Genomic DNA, 15339 nt, shown 5'->3' on the forward strand with positions numbered 1-15339 from the left:
GCCGGCTCAGGTCGTTCGCCTCACCAGGTAGGCCGAGCCCCGGTCGCCGCCGTAGTCGGCGGCCGGGGCCTCGCCCAGGTACTCCTGCTCCCGCATCCCGCACCAGGCCGGGATGTCCAGCCGGGCCGCCTCGTCGTCCGCCAGCACGGCGACCGTCCCGCCCGGCGCCACCTCGCCGATCCGCCTGGCCAACTCGATGACGGGCAGCGGGCACCGCTTGCCGAGCGCGTCGATCACTGTGACTCGCCCGCTCGCCTCCGGGCGCTCGGACCCGGCGCCGACGCTCTTCTCTCCGGCGCGCCCTCCTTCGTCGGTCGCTTGTCGTTCCTCACTTTCGGCACCGGCGCGCCCTTCGGCTCGGGGCGTTGGCGGGGCCGTGACTCGCCCGCTCGCCTCCGGGCGCTCGGACCCGGCGCCGGCGCTCGCGGCCGCCGCCGGGGCCGGCAGGTCCAGCCCGAGCGGGGCGCGGACCCCGGCCACCACGTCCGGCAGTACGGCGAGGAACCGCTCGACGTCCTCCTCGGCCGTTCCGAACGGCAGCGAGACCCGGACGTTCCCCTCGGTGAGCACGCCCATCGCCGCCAGCACATGGCTCGGCGTCAGGGTCGACGAGGTGCAGGACGAGCCGGAGGAGACCGCGAAGCCGGCCCTGTCCAGCTCGGTCAGCAGCACCTCGCCGTCCACGTACAGGCAGGAGAAGGTGACGAGGTGCGGCAGCCGCCGTACCGGGTCGCCGACCACCTCCACCTCGGGTACCAGCTGCGGCACCCGGGTCCGGATCCGCTCGACCAGGGCATGCAACCGGGCGTTCTCCCGCTCGGCCTCGGCCCGCACCGCCCGCAGCGAGGCGGCCGCGGCCACGATCGCCGGCACGTTGACGTACCCCGGCACCCGGCCGTTCTCGCGCTCGTCGGCCGGCAGCGGCGAGGCGTACCGGACTCCCTTGCGCACTGCCAGCACCCCGACACCGGCCGGTCCGCCCCACTTGTGCGCACTGGCCGTCAGCAGCGACCAGCCCGCCGGGACGTCCACCCGCCCGGCGCTCTGCGCGGCGTCCACCAGCAGCGGCACCTCGCCGCAGAGCCCGGCCACCTCGGCCACCGGCTGCACCGTGCCCACCTCGTGGTTGGCCGACTGCAGGACGGCGAGCGCGGTGTCGGGACGCAGCGCCGCCGCGAACTCCCCGGGGTCCACCCGTCCGTGCCGGTCCACCGGGACGACCGCGACACTGCCGCCCGCCGTCCCTCCCCAAGCCTCCGGCCGGGGGGACCCCCATCGCTCCGCGGTGTGCAGCACGCTGGAGTGCTCGACGGCGGAGTGCACCAGGTGCCCGCCCCGCCGCCGGTTCCCGGCCAGCGCGCCGAGCATGCCCAGCTGCACCGCCTGTGTCCCGCTCGCGGTGAACGCGATCTCGTCCGGCCGGGCGCCGAGCACCCCGGCCACCGTCTCGCGGGCGGCGTCCAGCAGCATCCGGGCCTGCCGGCCGGAGCGGTAGAGCCGGGCGGGGTCGGCCCAACCCTCGTCCAGCGCGGCGGTCAGCGCCTGCCGCGCGACGGGGTGGAGCGGTGCGGTGGAGGCCACATCGAAGTACACGGTCACATTTAACGACACACCCGGGTGTATTCCAGCCTCCTTCCACGACTCACCGGCCGTCAGTCGATCAACCCGAATGTCCGATTCGTCCGCGTCCGACGGACCGTCACCCACGTTGTCCGAGGTCATCCCCCGATCGGGCGTACGGGCCTCGAATGCCTACGATGACCTGCGACGCAGCCCTTGCGGGGCCTGATCGGGCGACCGGGCGGCGCGTTACCGGGACCTGCCCGTCAGCAGCGCATAAGGCTGGAGTAGGGTTTGGCCCGCATAAGCATTCAAACCGTGCCCGTGGACGGGTCGCCGGGGAGGCTCACAATCCTCCGCGGGGCGACGCGAAGGCGGGCGAGACTTCGGGAAGGCGCTACGTGAGTCCCAACGGCTCCGACCGCTCGCCGCGGCGCACGATGCGGCGGAAGCTGCCTCAGGCGCTGGCACTGGGCCTCGTCATCGCGACCGCTACCGGCTGCTCGGCCAACGACCTCCCCAGGCTTGGCCTCCCGAGCCCCGTCACCGAGGAAGGACCCCTGGTCCTCCACATGTGGCAGGGCTCCTGGATTGCGGCTCTGGCAGTGGGCGCACTGATGTGGGGTCTGATCCTCTGGAGCGTGATCTTCCACCGGCGCAGCCGCACCGGTGTGCAGATCCCCCCGCAGACCCGGTACAACGTGCCCATCGAGGCGCTCTACACCGCGGTCCCCATCATTATCGTCTCGGTTCTCTTCTACTTCGTCGCCCGCGACGAGTCGAAGCTGATCTCCGTCTCCGAGAAGCCGCAGCACACGGTCAACGTGGTCGGCTTCCAGTGGAGCTGGGCGTTCAACTACGAGAACACCGAGAATCCGGACCCGGCCAACAAGGACGCCGCGTACGACGTGGGCACTCCTGCGGAGATGCCGACGCTGTGGCTCCCGGTCAACGAGTCCGTCGAGTTCCGGCTGACCTCGCGTGACGTCATCCACGACTTCTGGCCCATCAACTTCCTGATGAAGATGGACGTCGTGCCGGGTGTGGTGAACAAGTTCGAGGTCACCCCGAACGTCAAGGGCGAGTACGACGGCAAGTGTGCCGAGCTCTGCGGCGTGGACCACTCGCGCATGCTGTTCAAGGTCAAGGTCGTCGACCGCGCGGACTACGACAAGCACCTGGCGGACCTGCGGGCCAAGGGCCAGACCGGCGCGTTGCCCTCCGGCATCACGACCATGGGAAGTGAAGAGAAGTGACCATCCTCAACGAGCCCGCCGCGGCCGGCGGGGGCGCCGGGGCCGTCACGGTCGGGGCGCAGCGGACCCGCAAGCCGGGTTCGACCATCATCAAGTGGCTGACCACCACTGACCACAAGACGATCGGCACGCTCTACCTGGGCACGTCGTTCGCCTTCTTCCTGATCGGTGGCATCCTCGCCCTGGTCATGCGCGCCGAGCTGGCTCGTCCCGGGACCCAGATCCTGTCGAACGAGCAGTTCAACCAGGCGTTCACCATGCACGGCACGATCATGCTGCTGATGTTCGCGACGCCGCTCTTCGCCGGCTTCGCGAACTGGATCATGCCGCTGCAGATCGGCGCCCCGGACGTGGCCTTCCCGCGTCTGAACATGTTCGCGTACTGGCTGTACCTCTTCGGTTCGACCATCGCGGTGGCCGGCTTCGTCACCCCGAACGGTGCGGCCGACTTCGGCTGGTTCGCCTACTCCCCGCTGTCGGACGCGGTCCGTTCGCCGGGTGTCGGCGCCGACATGTGGATCATGGGTCTGGCTTTCTCCGGCTTCGGCACGATCCTCGGTGCGGTCAACTTCATCACCACGATCATCTGCATGCGCGCGCCCGGCATGACGATGTTCCGGATGTCGATCTTCGTCTGGAACGTCCTGCTGACCGCCGTGCTGGTCCTGCTGGCCTTCCCGGTGCTGGCCGCCGCGCTGTTCGCCCTGGAGGCGGACCGTAAATTCGGGGCGCACGTCTTCGACCCGGCGAACGGAGGGGCGCTGCTCTGGCAGCACCTGTTCTGGTTCTTCGGCCACCCCGAGGTGTACATCATCGCGCTGCCGTTCTTCGGCATCGTGTCGGAGATCATCCCGGTCTTCAGCCGCAAGCCGATGTTCGGCTACTCCGGCCTGATCGCGGCCACCATCGCGATCGCCGGTCTGTCCGTGACGGTGTGGGCCCACCACATGTACGTCACCGGCCAGGTGCTGCTGCCGTTCTTCTCCTTCATGACCTTCCTGATCGCGGTCCCGACCGGTGTGAAGTTCTTCAACTGGGTCGGCACCATGTGGAAGGGCTCGCTGAGCTTCGAGACCCCGATGCTCTGGACGGTCGGCTTCCTGGTCACCTTCCTCTTCGGTGGTCTGACCGGTGTCCTGCTGGCCTCCCCGCCGATCGACTTCCACGTCTCGGACTCGTACTTCGTCGTCGCCCACTTCCACTACGTGGTCTTCGGCACCGTCGTCTTCGCGATGTTCGCCGGCTTCCACTTCTGGTGGCCGAAGATGACCGGCAAGATGCTGGACGAGCGCCTCGGCCGGATCACCTTCTGGACGCTGTTCATCGGCTTCCACGCCACCTTCCTGGTGCAGCACTGGCTCGGCGCCGAGGGCATGCCCCGTCGCTACGCCGACTACCTGGCCTCGGACGGTTTCACCACCCTGAACACCGTCTCGACCATCGGCTCGTTCCTGCTCGGTCTGTCGATCCTGCCGTTCCTCTACAACGTCTGGAAGACCGCCAAGTACGGCGAGAAGGTCGAGGTCGACGACCCGTGGGGCTACGGCCGCTCGCTGGAGTGGGCGACCTCCTGCCCGCCGCCGCGGCACAACTTCCTCACGCTGCCGCGGATCCGCTCCGAATCCCCGGCCTTCGACCTCCACTACCCGGAGATCGCCGCGCTGGACTACCTGGAGAACCACGGTGAGCCGGCCAAGCACCTCGCCGGTGTGACCCCGGCCAAGTACGACGCTCCGCAGCTGGGCAAGGGCAAGAAGGAGGGCGACGCCTGATGAAGGAACAGGGCAAGATCTTCCTCGGCTTCGCGGTCTTCATCCTCGCGATGGCGATCACGTACGGCCTGTGGACCAACAACTCCGACCTCGGTATCGAGGCCGCGGGCACGACGGCGCTGTTCCTCGCCTTCGCGCTCTGCGCCTTCATCGGGTACTACCTCGCCTTCACCGCCCGCCGGGTGGACAGCGGCGCCGGTGACAACCCCGAGGCCGAGGTCGCGGACGACGCCGGCGAGCTGGGCTTCTTCGCCCCGCACAGCTGGCAGCCGCTCTCGCTCGCGATCGGCGGTGCGCTCGCCTTCATGGGAGTGATCTTCGGCTGGTGGCTGCTGTACTGGTCGATCCCGATCATCATGATCGGCCTCTTCGGCTGGGTCTTCGAGTTCTACCGGGGCGAGAACCAGAACCAGTAGGTCCTCCCCCTCTCGCACAGGGCCGGGCATCCCGCACGGGATGCCCGGCCCTTTTGCGTCCCCGGAGTGAGGCGCTCACTCCGGTGGGTCAACGGCGGGTCCCCCGGATGTCGCTCTTCCGTGGACCGTTCCTACGATCTGATCAATCGTGCGACCCCTCGGAGGCGGTCATGGCCGACAGGCGCGGAATCGCAGGTATAGGCAGCATCTCGCTGGCTCTCGCAGTACTGGCCCCGCTGGCGGCCTGCACGTCCGGTGGGGACGGCGACGTCACCGGCGCCGTCCACAAGGTCGACGCGGCCCCGCTCGTACACGTCTCGGCCGAGGGCACGGTGGACCCGTCCAAGCCCGTCACGGTGACCGCCGTCCCCGGCAGCCGGCTCACCGACGTCACCGTGGTCGGCCCGGACGGCCGGGTGGTGGCCGGGAAGCTCTCGGAGGACCAGCGCAGCTGGCAGACCACCGGGCGGCTCAAGGCGGCCACCGCCTACACCGTCAGGATCGCCGCCGCCGACGGCAACGGCGGCCGCGGCGAGACCACCGCGGGCTTCTCCACCCTCGCCGGGCAGCGCCTGCTGACGGCCAAACTCGGCCCGGACTCCTCCGGCAGCGGCCTCTACGGCGTCGGCCAGCCGCTCACCGTGCAGCTCTCCGAGGCGGTGAAGGACCCGCAGGCCCGCCAGGAGGTCGAGCGCGCCCTGACGGTCACCTCGCAGCCCGCCGTCACCGGCGGCTGGTACTGGGTGGACGACAAGAACCTGCACTTCCGGCCGGAGGAGTACTGGCCGACCGGGACGACCGTCAGCCTGGTCTTCGACGACACCGGCAGCCGGATCTCGGACGGCCTCTACGGCGGCGACCGCGCCGCTCTGGCCCTGCGGATCGGCGAGCGGGTGGAGTCGGTGGTGGACGCCGCCGCCCACGAGCTCACCCTGAAGCGCGGCGGCGAGGTCGTCCGGACGATCCCGGTGACCACCGGCAAGCCCGGCTTCGACACCCGCAACGGCGTCAAGGTGGTGCTCGGCCAGGAGCGCCAGGTGCGGATGAGCGGCGAGACGATCGGCATAGCCGCGGGCAGCTCGGAGTCCTACGACCTCAATGTCGAGTGGGCCACCCGGGTGACCTGGAGCGGCGAGTACGTGCACGCCGCACCCTGGTCGGTCGCCTCGCAGGGAGTGGCGAACGTCAGCCACGGCTGTACCGGCATGAGCACCGAGAACGCCAAGTGGTTCTACGACAACACCCGGGTCGGCGACCTGGTGACGGTGGTCAACAGCCACGGCGCCGCCATGGAGCCGTTCGGCAACGGCTTCGGTGACTGGAACGTCGCCTGGGCCGACTGGGTCAAGCACAGCGCCCTCGGACAGTCCGTCAGCACCACCCCGCCGTCCTCCCGGGCCCCCGCCACCGGGATCATCCGCCCGGAGGTCTGACGGGCCCGCCACGGGGGCTTTCAGCCCTCCCGGCCCGGCACCTCGTACGCCAGCCGCAGCGCGGTCTCCACGGCCGCCAGGGCGTCCGCTCGCGGCACCCCGAGGCGCCGGGCCCGCTCGGCGTACTCGGTGGCGGCCGCGGCGGCCAGCCGGTGGCCGGTGTCGCCGGTCGCGGCGATCAGGGTGCCGCGCCGGCCGTGGGTCTCCACCACCCCGTCGGTCTCCAGCTCCCGGTAGGCCTTGGCGACCGTCCCCGCGGCCAGCCCGAGCTGCTCGGCCAGGGCCCGGACGGTGGGCAGCCGCAGCCCGGTCGGCAGCTCGCCGCTGCGGGCCCGCTCGGCGATCTGGGCGCGGACCTGCTCGTACGGGGGAGTGGCGGAGGCGGGGTCGACGGACAGCTCCACGAGGGCTCCTGAGGGTGGGGCGAGGGCGGGAGGGACGACGGAAAGCCCGAGGGCCGCCGACCAGAGCGAAGTCTGGTCAGCGGCCCTCGGGGGTGACGCGGGGTGCGTACGGGATCAGTGGTGGCCGTGGCCGCTGGTGATCTCGTGGTGCTCCTCGGCGGTGGGCTTGGGAATCTGGCTGCCCTCGCCGAAGTAGCCGCGGGAGATCTTCGCCCGGGTGCGGGTGAGGATGCCGGCCTTGAGGGCCACGCCGTTCTCGTCCGTCTGGGCCGGGAGCTCGAACGGCTGCTGCTGCTCGTGCGCGGTGAGCTTGTGCAGGTCGCCCTGCGGCAGCTGCGCGTGCACCTCGACGAACTCGCCGTGCGGCAGGCGCTTGATGACGCCCGTCTCGCGGCCGTGCAGCACCTTCTCCTTGTCCCGGCGCTGGAGGCCGAGGCACCAGCGCTTGGTGATGATGAAGGTGAGCACCGGCACCACGAAGAAGCCGACCCGGACGAAGTACGTGACGTCGTTGAGCGACAGGTGCAGGTGGGTGGCGAAGAGGTCGTTGCCACCGGCGACCAGGAGCACCAGGTACAGGCTGATCCAGGCGGCACCGAGCGCGGTGCGGACCGGGGCGTTGCGCGGGCGGTCCAGGATGTGGTGCTCGCGCTTGTCGCCGGTGACCCAGCCCTCGATGAACGGGTAGGCCGCGATGGAGACCAGGACCAGCGGGAAGACCACCATCAGCGGGATGAAGACACCCAGGTTCAGGGTGTGGCCCCAGAGGCCGATCTCCCAGCCCGGCATGATGCGGATCAGGCCCTCGGAGAAGCCCATGTACCAGTCCGGCTGGGCGTCGGTGGACACCTGGTCGGGGCGGTACGGGCCGTACGCCCAGATCGGGTTGATCGAGGCGACCGCGGAGATGACCGCGATCAGACCGAAGACCAGGAAGAAGAAGCCACCGGCCTTGGCCATGTAGACCGGCATCAGCGGCATGCCGACGACGTTCTTCTCGGTCTTGCCCGGGCCCGCCCACTGGGTGTGCTTGTGGTAGAAGACCAGGATCAGGTGCGCGACCAGCAGGCCGAGCATGATGCCCGGGATCAGCAGGACGTGGATGGTGAAGAACCGCGGCACGATGTCGTGGCCGGGGAACTCGCCCCCGAACAGGAACATCTGGATGTAGGTGCCGATCAGCGGGGTCGCCAGGACGGCGCCCTCCATGAACCGGATGCCGGTGCCGGAGAGCAGGTCGTCGGGCAGCGAGTAGCCGAAGAAGCCGTCGAACATGCCCAGGACCAGCAGCAGGAAGCCGAAGACCCAGTTGATCTCACGCGGCTTGCGGAACGCGCCGGTGAAGAAGACTCGCAGCATGTGCACGAGCATCGCGGCCACGAAGACCAGTGCGGCCCAGTGGTGGATCTGACGGACCAGCAGGCCGCCGCGGACCTCGAAGCTGATGTCCATCGTCGACGCGTACGCCTCGGACATCGGGATGCCCTTGAGCGGGACGTACGACCCGTCGTAGATGACCTCGCCCATCGAGGGCTTGAAGAAGAGCGTCAGGTAGACGCCCGTCAGGATGATGATGATGAAGGTGTAGAGGCAGATCTCGCCCAGCATGAAGGACCAGTGGTCCGGGAAGATCTTCCGCAGGTTGGCCTTGGCGAGGGAGTAGATCCCCAGCCGGCCGTCCGTCCAGTCAGCGGCCTGCTCCCACTTGTTGGCGGGCTTGGCGCGCGTGCTGGCCGGCTTGGAGGCACCGGAGGTGGTGCTGCTCGCGCTACTCATCGAGCACGCTCCCAGTAGCTCGGGCCGACGGGCTCGTCGAAGTCGCCGGTGGCGACCAGGAAGCCCTTCTCGTCAGTGGTGATCTTCAGCTGCGGCAGCGGGTGGCCGGCCGGGCCGAAGATGACGCGCGCGCCGTCCGCCAGGTCGAAGGTCGACTGGTGGCAGGGGCAGAGCGCGTGGTGGGTCTGCTGCTCGTAGAGGCTGATCGGGCAGCCGACGTGGGTGCAGATCTTCGAGTAGGCGAGGATGCCCTCGAAGCCCAGCTCCCGGGACGCGTTGTCCTTGATGTCCTCCGGCGCGATGCGCACCAGCATCAGGGCGTCCTTGGCGATGCGCTGCTGGAAGTCCTCGTCGTGGGTGTGCAGACCCTGCGGCATCGCGAAGGTCAGCGACCCCTGGATGACGTCCTCGGCCTTCATCGGCAGGTTGGTGTTCATGTTGATGAGCGCCAGGGGCTTGGCCGGGGTGGCCTCGTCCCAGCCGGTGTGCTCCAGCTTGTCCTCGGGCAGCGGGCCGAGGTCGCGCAGCAGCACCACACCGGAGAGCGGCACCAGGGCCATCGAGCCGATGAGGGTGTTGCGGATCATCTTGCGGCGGCCGAAGCCGGACTCGGCGGCGCCGGTCCTGAACTGCTCGATGACGTCGTTGCGGACCTCGTCGTCGGCCTCGATCGGGTGACGCTCGGCCGGGATCTCGTGGTCCGACATCAGCGTGCGGGCCCAGTGGACCGCGCCCGCGCCGATCATGAACAGCGCCACACCCAGGGTCAGGCCCAGCGCGAAGTTCAGCGCGCTGATGTGGCCCAGCGGGAAGACGTAGACGATCTTGTCCGGGTCGATGGCCACGTAGGAGGCGATGAAGCCCACCGTGGCGAGCATCGAGATCACGAACATCAGCGAGACCTGGCGCTCCGCGCGCTTGGCGGCCCGCTCGTCGATGTCGGTGCGACGCGGTTCGTGGGCCGGCAGGCCCGGGTCGGCGAACGGATCGCCGTGGGCGGCCACCTCGTGGTGCCCGGCGGAGCCGTGCGACTCCGGGAGCTTCTCTTCTGGCATGTCCTGGCTCATGACTTCTTGGCCTTGGTGGTGTGGGCGGCGACCCAGATCGCGACCGCGATGAGTGCGCCGAGACCGAAGATCCAGCCGAACAGACCCTCGGTCACCGGACCGAGGCTGCCGAGCGTGAGACCACCGGGGTTCGGCTCATCGTTGGTGGTGTGGCGGACGAAGGCCACGATCTGCTTCTTCTGCTCCTCGGGCATGGTGGTGTCCGGGAACGACGGCATGTTCTGCGGGCCGGTCTGCATGGCCTCGTAGATGTGCTTGGCGTCCACACCCTCCAGCGACGGGGCGTACTTGCCCTGGGTCAGGGCACCGCCCTGGCCGGCGAAGTTGTGGCACTGGGCGCAGTTGGTGCGGAACAGCTCGCCGCCCTTGGAGATGTCCTCGGGGTTGGTCGAGGTGTACTGCTCCTCCCTCGGAGTCACCGGGCCGGGGCCGAGCGAGGCCACGAACGCGGCGAGCTGGTCGATCTCCGCCTGCGAGTAGATGTTCTTCTTGCTCGGCACCTGGGCGCCGGGCTGCTGGGCCGGCATGCGGCCGGTGCCGACCTGGAAGTCGACCGCGGCGGAGCCGACGCCGACCAGGCTGGGACCATCGCTGCTGCCCTGGCCGTTCAGGCCGTGGCAGGAGGAGCAGCCCACGGCGAAGAGCTTCTTGCCCTCATCGATCGCGAGCGACTGCGCGGCGACGTCGGCCTGCGCCTTGTCGGCGGGCGCGAACGCGGCGTACAGCCCCCCGGTTGCCGCCAGGGCGAGAAGTAGGACGACCAGCGCCGCCAATGGGTGGCGCCGTCGTGCGGAGAGCTTTTTCACGGAATAACCCCGGTGTCAGGATCTGGTCGACTGGTGGGTGCACCCGGCGGCCGGTCTGGCCGGCACGAGGCTGCCTGTCTAGGGCTGCGCGCGCGGTCGGTCGGTGGGAGCGTCGGCACCGGCAAAGAGGCCCGTCGCCGGTGAGGGCGGGGGCCCGAGGCCGGTGGCCAGCGACCTGATCAGCTGGTTACTTGATCAGGTAGATGGTCGCGAACAGGCCGATCCACACGACGTCGACGAAGTGCCAGTAGTACGACACCACGATCGCGGCGGTGGCCTGCTCGTGCGTGAAGCGCTTGGCTGCGTACGTCCGTCCCAGGACCAGCAGGAAGGCGATCAGACCACCCGTCACGTGCATACCGTGGAAACCGGTGGTGAGGTAGAACACCGTGCCGTACGGGTCGGAGGACAGCGAGAGGCCGTCCTTCTTGACCAGCTCGGTGTACTCGAAGATCTGGCCGCCGATGAAGATCGCGCCCATCACGAAGGTGATGACGAACCACGACCGGAGCTTCTTCACGTCCCCGCGCTCGGCAGCGAACACGCCGAGCTGGCAGGTGAGCGAGGAGAGCACCAGGATCGTGGTGTTGACCGAGGAGAAGGGCACGTTGAGGGCGTGCGCCTTCTCGCTCCAGAACTCGGCTCCCTTGACGGAGCGGAGCGTGAAGTACATCGCGAAGAGGGCCGCGAAGAACATCAACTCGGAACTGAGCCAGACGATCGTTCCGACGCTGACCATGTTCGGCCGGTTGACCGATCCGTGCGCGTGCCCGGTTTCTACTGCTGTTGCTGTCGCCACGACGGACATTATGTCGGTCCCTTATTCCGTCTTCACGCCGGGGGGTGTCCCTCGGAGTGTCCGGTGCGTGCGGTATGCCCCAGTGGGACCCGACGGAGCGTCCGGACGGCGGCTGAGCAGCGGCGTGTCCCTTTTCTGATGGTTCTTCGAAGGCCTCTTCGACCCTCTTGCCCTGCGTGTCGCTGCACGCCCGTGCGGCCCGCGGGGAGTAAGGAGAGGGCGGTTCTGTCGGCCGTACGGGTGGACCGCACCGCTGAGGGTGACGCGCCGTCCTCCGGGCGGGTGAGTCGTGGGCGCGGCGGCTTGAGATGGATCTCGCGGGAGGGGCTCGGCGGCCGGTGATCGGGAGTAGCATCCGGATTGAGGCGAACGTGGTCCGGATCACACTTCGAGGGAGCAGGGCCCATGGCGTACACGACCGACGAGACGCTGACCGTTCTCGTCTACAGCCACGACCGCAACACCCGCGAGCAGGTGCTGACGGCGCTCGGCCGCCGGCCGTCCGCGGACCTGCCGGAGCTGTCCTACCTGGAGTGCGCGACGACCCCCGCGGTGCTGAAGGCACTGGAGAAGGGGGGCGTGGACCTCTGCGTGTTGGACGGCGAGGCGGTGCCGGCCGGAGGGCTGGGGCTCGGGCGGCAGCTGAAGGACGAGATCTACGGCTGCCCGCCCGTACTGGTGCTGATCGGCCGGCCGCAGGACTCCTGGCTGGCCGCCTGGAGCCGGGCCGACGCGGCGATCTCCCAGCCGGTGGACCCGGTGGCGCTGGCCGAGGCCGCCGCCACCCTTCTCCGGGCCCGGCTGGCGAAGCGGACACCGGCCACCCGGTAGAAGGCGGACACCGGTGGCCCGGTAAGAGGGAGCGCATCTCACCAGGAGAGAAGAAGGGTCGCGGCGGGACGGTGGCGTCCCGCCGCTCGATAGGCTGACTCCAACCCTACGGAGATCCCTTTCCGGGAACCGACGAGAGCTGGAGTCAGCCATGGTGAACGTGAACCCTGCGAACGGCGGCAAGGACCCCGTGCAGGTGGTCCGCACCTGGCCGGACATCCTGTCGGTGCTGCTGCGGGGCGAGGACCTCGGCCAGGCGGACACCACGTGGGCGATGGACCGGATCATGAGCGGCGAGGCCTCCCCGGCCCAGGTGGCCGGCTTCATGGTGGCGCTGCGGGCCAAGGGCGAGACGGTCGGGGAGATCGCCGGCCTGGTGGACGCGATGTACGCGCACGCCGAACCGCTCTCCATCCCCGGCCCGGCGGTGGACGTCGTCGGCACCGGCGGCGACCGCGCCAAGACCGTCAACATCTCGACCATGTCGGCGATCGTCGCGGCGGCGGCCGGCGCCAAGGTGGTCAAGCACGGCAACCGGGCCGCCTCCTCGGCGAGCGGCTCCTCGGACGTGCTGGAGAAGCTGGGCATCGCCCTCGACCTCTCCGCCCGGAGGGTCGCCGAGGTGGCCGAGGAGATCGGGCTCACCTTCTGCTCCGCCGCCATGTTCCACCCGTCGATGCGGCACGCCGCCACGGCCCGGCGCGACCTCGGGGTGCCGACGGCGTTCAACATCCTGGGCCCGCTGACCAACCCGGCCAAGGTGACGGCCCACGCGATCGGCTGCTTCGACACGCGGCTGGCCGGGCTGATCGCCGGGGTGCTGGCCCGGCGCGGCTCCAGTGCGCTGGTCTTCCGCGGCGACGACGGTCTGGACGAGCTGACCATCACCACCACCTCGCGGGTCTGGATCGTGCGGGGCGGCGAGGTCCGCGAGACCACCTTCGACCCGCGCGAGGTCGGTATCGAGCCGGTCGGCATCGAGGCGCTGCGCGGCGCGGACCCGGCGTACAACGCGGACGTCGCCCGTCGGCTGCTGGCCGGGGAGCGCGGGCCGGTGCGGGACGCCGTCCTGCTGAACACGGCGGCGGCGCTGGTGGCGCTGGACCTCACCGACGCGCCGCTCACCGGGCAGCTGGCGGCGGGCATGGAGCGGGCCGCGGCCGCCATCGACTCGGGCGCCGCACTGGACCTGCTGAAGCGCTGGTCGGAGGCCACCAGCAAGGCGTGAGGCGGTAGTTGGGGCTCGCGCGGGGGAGTGACCCCGGGCGGGCCCCGCCGCATGAGCGCGCCGGGCCCGGGCGGCCCGCAGGCGGGAGCGCGAGCCCCGTCCGGATGGTGGACCTGTGTTTGACCACCCGGCGGACGCGACCTAGAGTCTTCGGCAGGTCATGAGTGACAGCGCCAAGCCCCAGCTTGCTGTCCGGCAACCCTCCGTCCGTGGCGGGGTGCCCTGGGTGAGGACCGGGTCCCGCGGCAATCCGTCCGCGTGACAAGCGCGGACGCCGGCGACACGCACTCCCCGGGGTCCTTCACCCAGGAGGAGTGCATCCCCATGTCCGTCGCCACCGAACTCTGCGCCCCGCTCCCCGTCCTCGGCCACGACGTCCTGGTCCCGCTGGCCAGCGGCGAGAAGGTCACCTACGCGGCGCTCGACTACGCGGCCAGCTCCCCGGCGCTCCAGCGGGTCTGGGACGACGTCGCCGCCTACGCCCCCTACTACGGCAGCGTGCACCGCGGCGCCGGCTACCTGTCGCAGCTCTCCACCGACCTGTTCGAGCAGAGCCGCCGTACCGTCGCCGAGTTCCTCGGCCTGCGCGAGGGCGACCAGGTGGTCTTCACCCGGGCCACCACCGACTCGCTGAACCTGCTGGCCGGTGCCGTCCCGGCCGGCACCCGGGTCTTCGCGTTCGAGACCGAGCACCACGCCTCGCTGCTGCCCTGGGCGCACGCCGGACTGGACGTCACCTACCTGCGCGCTCCGCGCTCGAGGGCCGAGGCGGTCGCCGCCCTGGACGCCGCACTGGCCGCGGCCCCCGAGGGCCCCAAGCTGCTCTGCGTCACCGGCGCCTCCAACGTCACCGGCGAGCTCTGGCCGGTCGCCGAGCTGACCGCGACCGCGCACCGGTACGGCGCCCGGGTGGTGCTGGACGCCGCGCAGCTCGCCCCGCACCACCGGGTCTCGGTGCGCGAGCTGGACGTGGACTGGATCGCCTTCTCCGGGCACAAGATCTACGCGCCGTTCGGCGCCGGCGTGCTGGCCGGCCGGGCCGACTGGCTGGACGCGGCCGAGCCGTACCTGGCCGGCGGCGGCGCCACCCGTACGGTGGCCCGGGAGACCGACGGCTCGGTGGCCGTCCAGTGGCACACCGGCCCGGCCCGGCACGAGGCCGGCTCGCCGAACGTGATCGGCGCCTACGCCGTCGCCTCGGCCTGCCGGGCGCTGACCGACGCCGGCTTCGACGCGCTCGAGGCCCGTGAGCAGCAGCTGGTCGCCCGGCTGAAGGCCGGTCTGGCGGAGGTTCCGCAGGTCAAGGTGCTCAACCTGTTCGGCGCCGACTCGGCCCGGGTGGGAGTGCTCTCCTTCGTCGTCCAGGGCTGGAACAGCTCGCACTTCTCGGCCGCGCTCTCCGCCGAGTACGGCATCGGGGTGCGCGACGGCCTGTTCTGCGCGCACCCGCTGCTGCGCACGCTGCTCGGCGACGAGGAGGTGGCACCGTCCGAGTGCGGCGCGCCGGAGCCGTCGCTGCCGGGTGAGCGGAGCCTGAACGCGATCCGGGTCAGCTTCGGCGCCGGCACCCCGGACGAGCACATCGAGCGCTTCCTGACCGCCGTCCGCGAGCTGGTCACGGACGGCGCGGCCTGGAACTACCGCAACGAGGGCGGCCGCTGCGTCGTGGACACGCGGCGGGAGGGCTGAGCCCTACTCGTCGAGGCCGAGCGCGAAGGCGGCCTCGAGGTCGTGCTGGGAGTAGGTGCGGAAGGCGATCTGGGTCTCGGTGTGGGCCACGCCCGGGACCTTGTTCAGCCGGCCGGGGATCACCTCGGCCAGGTCGTCGTGCCGGCGCACCCGGACCATCGCGACCAGGTCGTAGCCGCCCGTGACCGAGTAGACCTCGCTGACGCCCTCGATGGCCGCGATCGCCTCGGCGATCTCCGGGATGCGGTCGACGCTGGTCTTGATCAGGACGATGGCGGTGATCACTGTTCGGGCTCCTTTGT

The 15339-nt window shown here is 70.2% G+C and carries 14 protein-coding genes and 1 riboswitch; of the genes, 7 read left to right on the forward strand and 7 right to left on the reverse strand.

Annotated features, from left to right (window positions below; all coding sequences use genetic code 11):
• Positions 1–6: 6 nt before the first annotated feature.
• Positions 7–1593, reverse strand: a complete 1587-nt coding sequence (locus ACZ3YO_RS01085) for an aminotransferase class V-fold PLP-dependent enzyme (protein ID WP_465563202.1) — start codon at positions 1591–1593, stop codon at positions 7–9.
• Positions 1594–1961: 368 nt separating this feature from the next.
• Here ACZ3YO_RS01085 and ctaC point away from each other — a divergent pair, with 368 nt between their 5' ends.
• The 4 genes from ctaC to ACZ3YO_RS01105 all read left to right on the forward strand — a co-directional run bounded on the left by ctaC (position 1962) and on the right by ACZ3YO_RS01105 (position 6437).
• Positions 1962–2816 carry an aa3-type cytochrome oxidase subunit II gene (gene ctaC / locus ACZ3YO_RS01090; RefSeq protein WP_396319433.1) on the forward strand — a complete coding sequence of 285 codons (855 nt, stop codon included), beginning with the start codon at positions 1962–1964 and terminating at the stop codon, positions 2814–2816.
• On the forward strand, positions 2813–4588 hold the full coding sequence (gene ctaD / locus ACZ3YO_RS01095) for an aa3-type cytochrome oxidase subunit I (protein WP_396319432.1): 1776 nt from the start codon (positions 2813–2815) through the stop codon (positions 4586–4588). Before ctaC ends, ctaD begins: the two co-directional genes overlap by 4 nt.
• Entirely contained in the window at positions 4588–5004 is a 417-nt protein-coding gene (locus tag ACZ3YO_RS01100; RefSeq protein ID WP_465545599.1) for a cytochrome c oxidase subunit 4, read from the forward strand. Before ctaD ends, ACZ3YO_RS01100 begins: the two co-directional genes overlap by 1 nt.
• A 170-nt stretch (positions 5005–5174) precedes the next feature.
• Entirely contained in the window at positions 5175–6437 is a 1263-nt protein-coding gene (locus ACZ3YO_RS01105) for a L,D-transpeptidase (RefSeq protein ID WP_465563206.1), read from the forward strand.
• A gap of 20 nt (positions 6438–6457) precedes the next feature.
• Here the strand turns inward: ACZ3YO_RS01105 and ACZ3YO_RS01110 are convergent, their stop codons facing one another.
• The 5 genes from ACZ3YO_RS01110 to ctaE form a co-directional block, all read right to left on the reverse strand.
• Positions 6458–6841, reverse strand: coding sequence for a GntR family transcriptional regulator (locus tag ACZ3YO_RS01110; protein ID WP_396319429.1), 384 nt, complete (start codon positions 6839–6841; stop codon positions 6458–6460).
• Between the two features lie 114 nt (positions 6842–6955).
• A complete protein-coding gene (gene qcrB / locus ACZ3YO_RS01115) occupies positions 6956–8617 on the reverse strand; it encodes a cytochrome bc1 complex cytochrome b subunit (protein WP_465563209.1) in 1662 nt (553 codons plus the stop codon).
• Entirely contained in the window at positions 8614–9684 is a 1071-nt protein-coding gene (gene qcrA / locus ACZ3YO_RS01120) for a cytochrome bc1 complex Rieske iron-sulfur subunit (RefSeq protein ID WP_396319427.1), read from the reverse strand. Before qcrA ends, qcrB begins: the two co-directional genes overlap by 4 nt.
• Positions 9681–10490 carry a cytochrome bc1 complex diheme cytochrome c subunit gene (gene qcrC / locus ACZ3YO_RS01125; protein WP_465545606.1) on the reverse strand — a complete coding sequence of 270 codons (810 nt, stop codon included), beginning with the start codon at positions 10488–10490 and terminating at the stop codon, positions 9681–9683. Before qcrC ends, qcrA begins: the two co-directional genes overlap by 4 nt.
• Before the next feature lie 187 nt (positions 10491–10677).
• On the reverse strand, positions 10678–11298 hold the full coding sequence (ctaE, locus tag ACZ3YO_RS01130; RefSeq protein ID WP_073923280.1) for an aa3-type cytochrome oxidase subunit III: 621 nt from the start codon (positions 11296–11298) through the stop codon (positions 10678–10680).
• Positions 11299–11694: 396 nt separating this feature from the next.
• Between ctaE and ACZ3YO_RS01135 the strand changes: the two genes are divergently transcribed.
• From ACZ3YO_RS01135 to ACZ3YO_RS01145, 3 genes are all read left to right on the forward strand, one after another.
• Positions 11695–12120, forward strand: coding sequence for a hypothetical protein (locus tag ACZ3YO_RS01135; protein ID WP_465563213.1), 426 nt, complete (start codon positions 11695–11697; stop codon positions 12118–12120).
• A gap of 151 nt (positions 12121–12271) precedes the next feature.
• Complete coding sequence (gene trpD, locus ACZ3YO_RS01140) at positions 12272–13348, forward strand: anthranilate phosphoribosyltransferase (RefSeq protein ID WP_465563215.1); 1077 nt, start codon at positions 12272–12274, stop codon at positions 13346–13348.
• A gap of 156 nt (positions 13349–13504) precedes the next feature.
• Positions 13505–13622, forward strand: a riboswitch (SAM riboswitch).
• Between the two features lie 50 nt (positions 13623–13672).
• Complete coding sequence (locus tag ACZ3YO_RS01145) at positions 13673–15037, forward strand: aminotransferase class V-fold PLP-dependent enzyme (protein ID WP_465563217.1); 1365 nt, start codon at positions 13673–13675, stop codon at positions 15035–15037.
• 3 nt (positions 15038–15040) lie between these two features.
• Here ACZ3YO_RS01145 and ACZ3YO_RS01150 read toward each other — a convergent pair whose 3' ends face one another.
• A complete protein-coding gene (locus ACZ3YO_RS01150) occupies positions 15041–15322 on the reverse strand; it encodes an Lrp/AsnC ligand binding domain-containing protein (protein ID WP_030240061.1) in 282 nt (93 codons plus the stop codon).
• Positions 15323–15339 lie beyond the last annotated feature (17 nt).

The organism is Kitasatospora sp. NPDC022785 (assembly GCF_055561295.1).

What these genes read in the sequence shown, in the direction of transcription:
- ACZ3YO_RS01100 (WP_465545599.1), top strand. Translation starts at nt 4,588, where the DNA reads ATGAAGGAACAGGGCAAGATCTTCCTCGGCTTCGCGGTCTTCATCCTC.
- ACZ3YO_RS01105 (WP_465563206.1), top strand. Translation starts at nt 5,175, where the DNA reads ATGGCCGACAGGCGCGGAATCGCAGGTATAGGCAGCATCTCGCTGGCT.
- qcrB (WP_465563209.1), bottom strand. Translation starts at nt 8,617, where the DNA reads ATGAGTAGCGCGAGCAGCACCACCTCCGGTGCCTCCAAGCCGGCCAGC.
- qcrA (WP_396319427.1), bottom strand. Translation starts at nt 9,684, where the DNA reads ATGAGCCAGGACATGCCAGAAGAGAAGCTCCCGGAGTCGCACGGCTCC.
- ctaE (WP_073923280.1), bottom strand. Translation starts at nt 11,298, where the DNA reads ATGTCCGTCGTGGCGACAGCAACAGCAGTAGAAACCGGGCACGCGCAC.
- ACZ3YO_RS01135 (WP_465563213.1), top strand. Translation starts at nt 11,695, where the DNA reads ATGGCGTACACGACCGACGAGACGCTGACCGTTCTCGTCTACAGCCAC.
- trpD (WP_465563215.1), top strand. Translation starts at nt 12,272, where the DNA reads ATGGTGAACGTGAACCCTGCGAACGGCGGCAAGGACCCCGTGCAGGTG.
- ACZ3YO_RS01145 (WP_465563217.1), top strand. Translation starts at nt 13,673, where the DNA reads ATGTCCGTCGCCACCGAACTCTGCGCCCCGCTCCCCGTCCTCGGCCAC.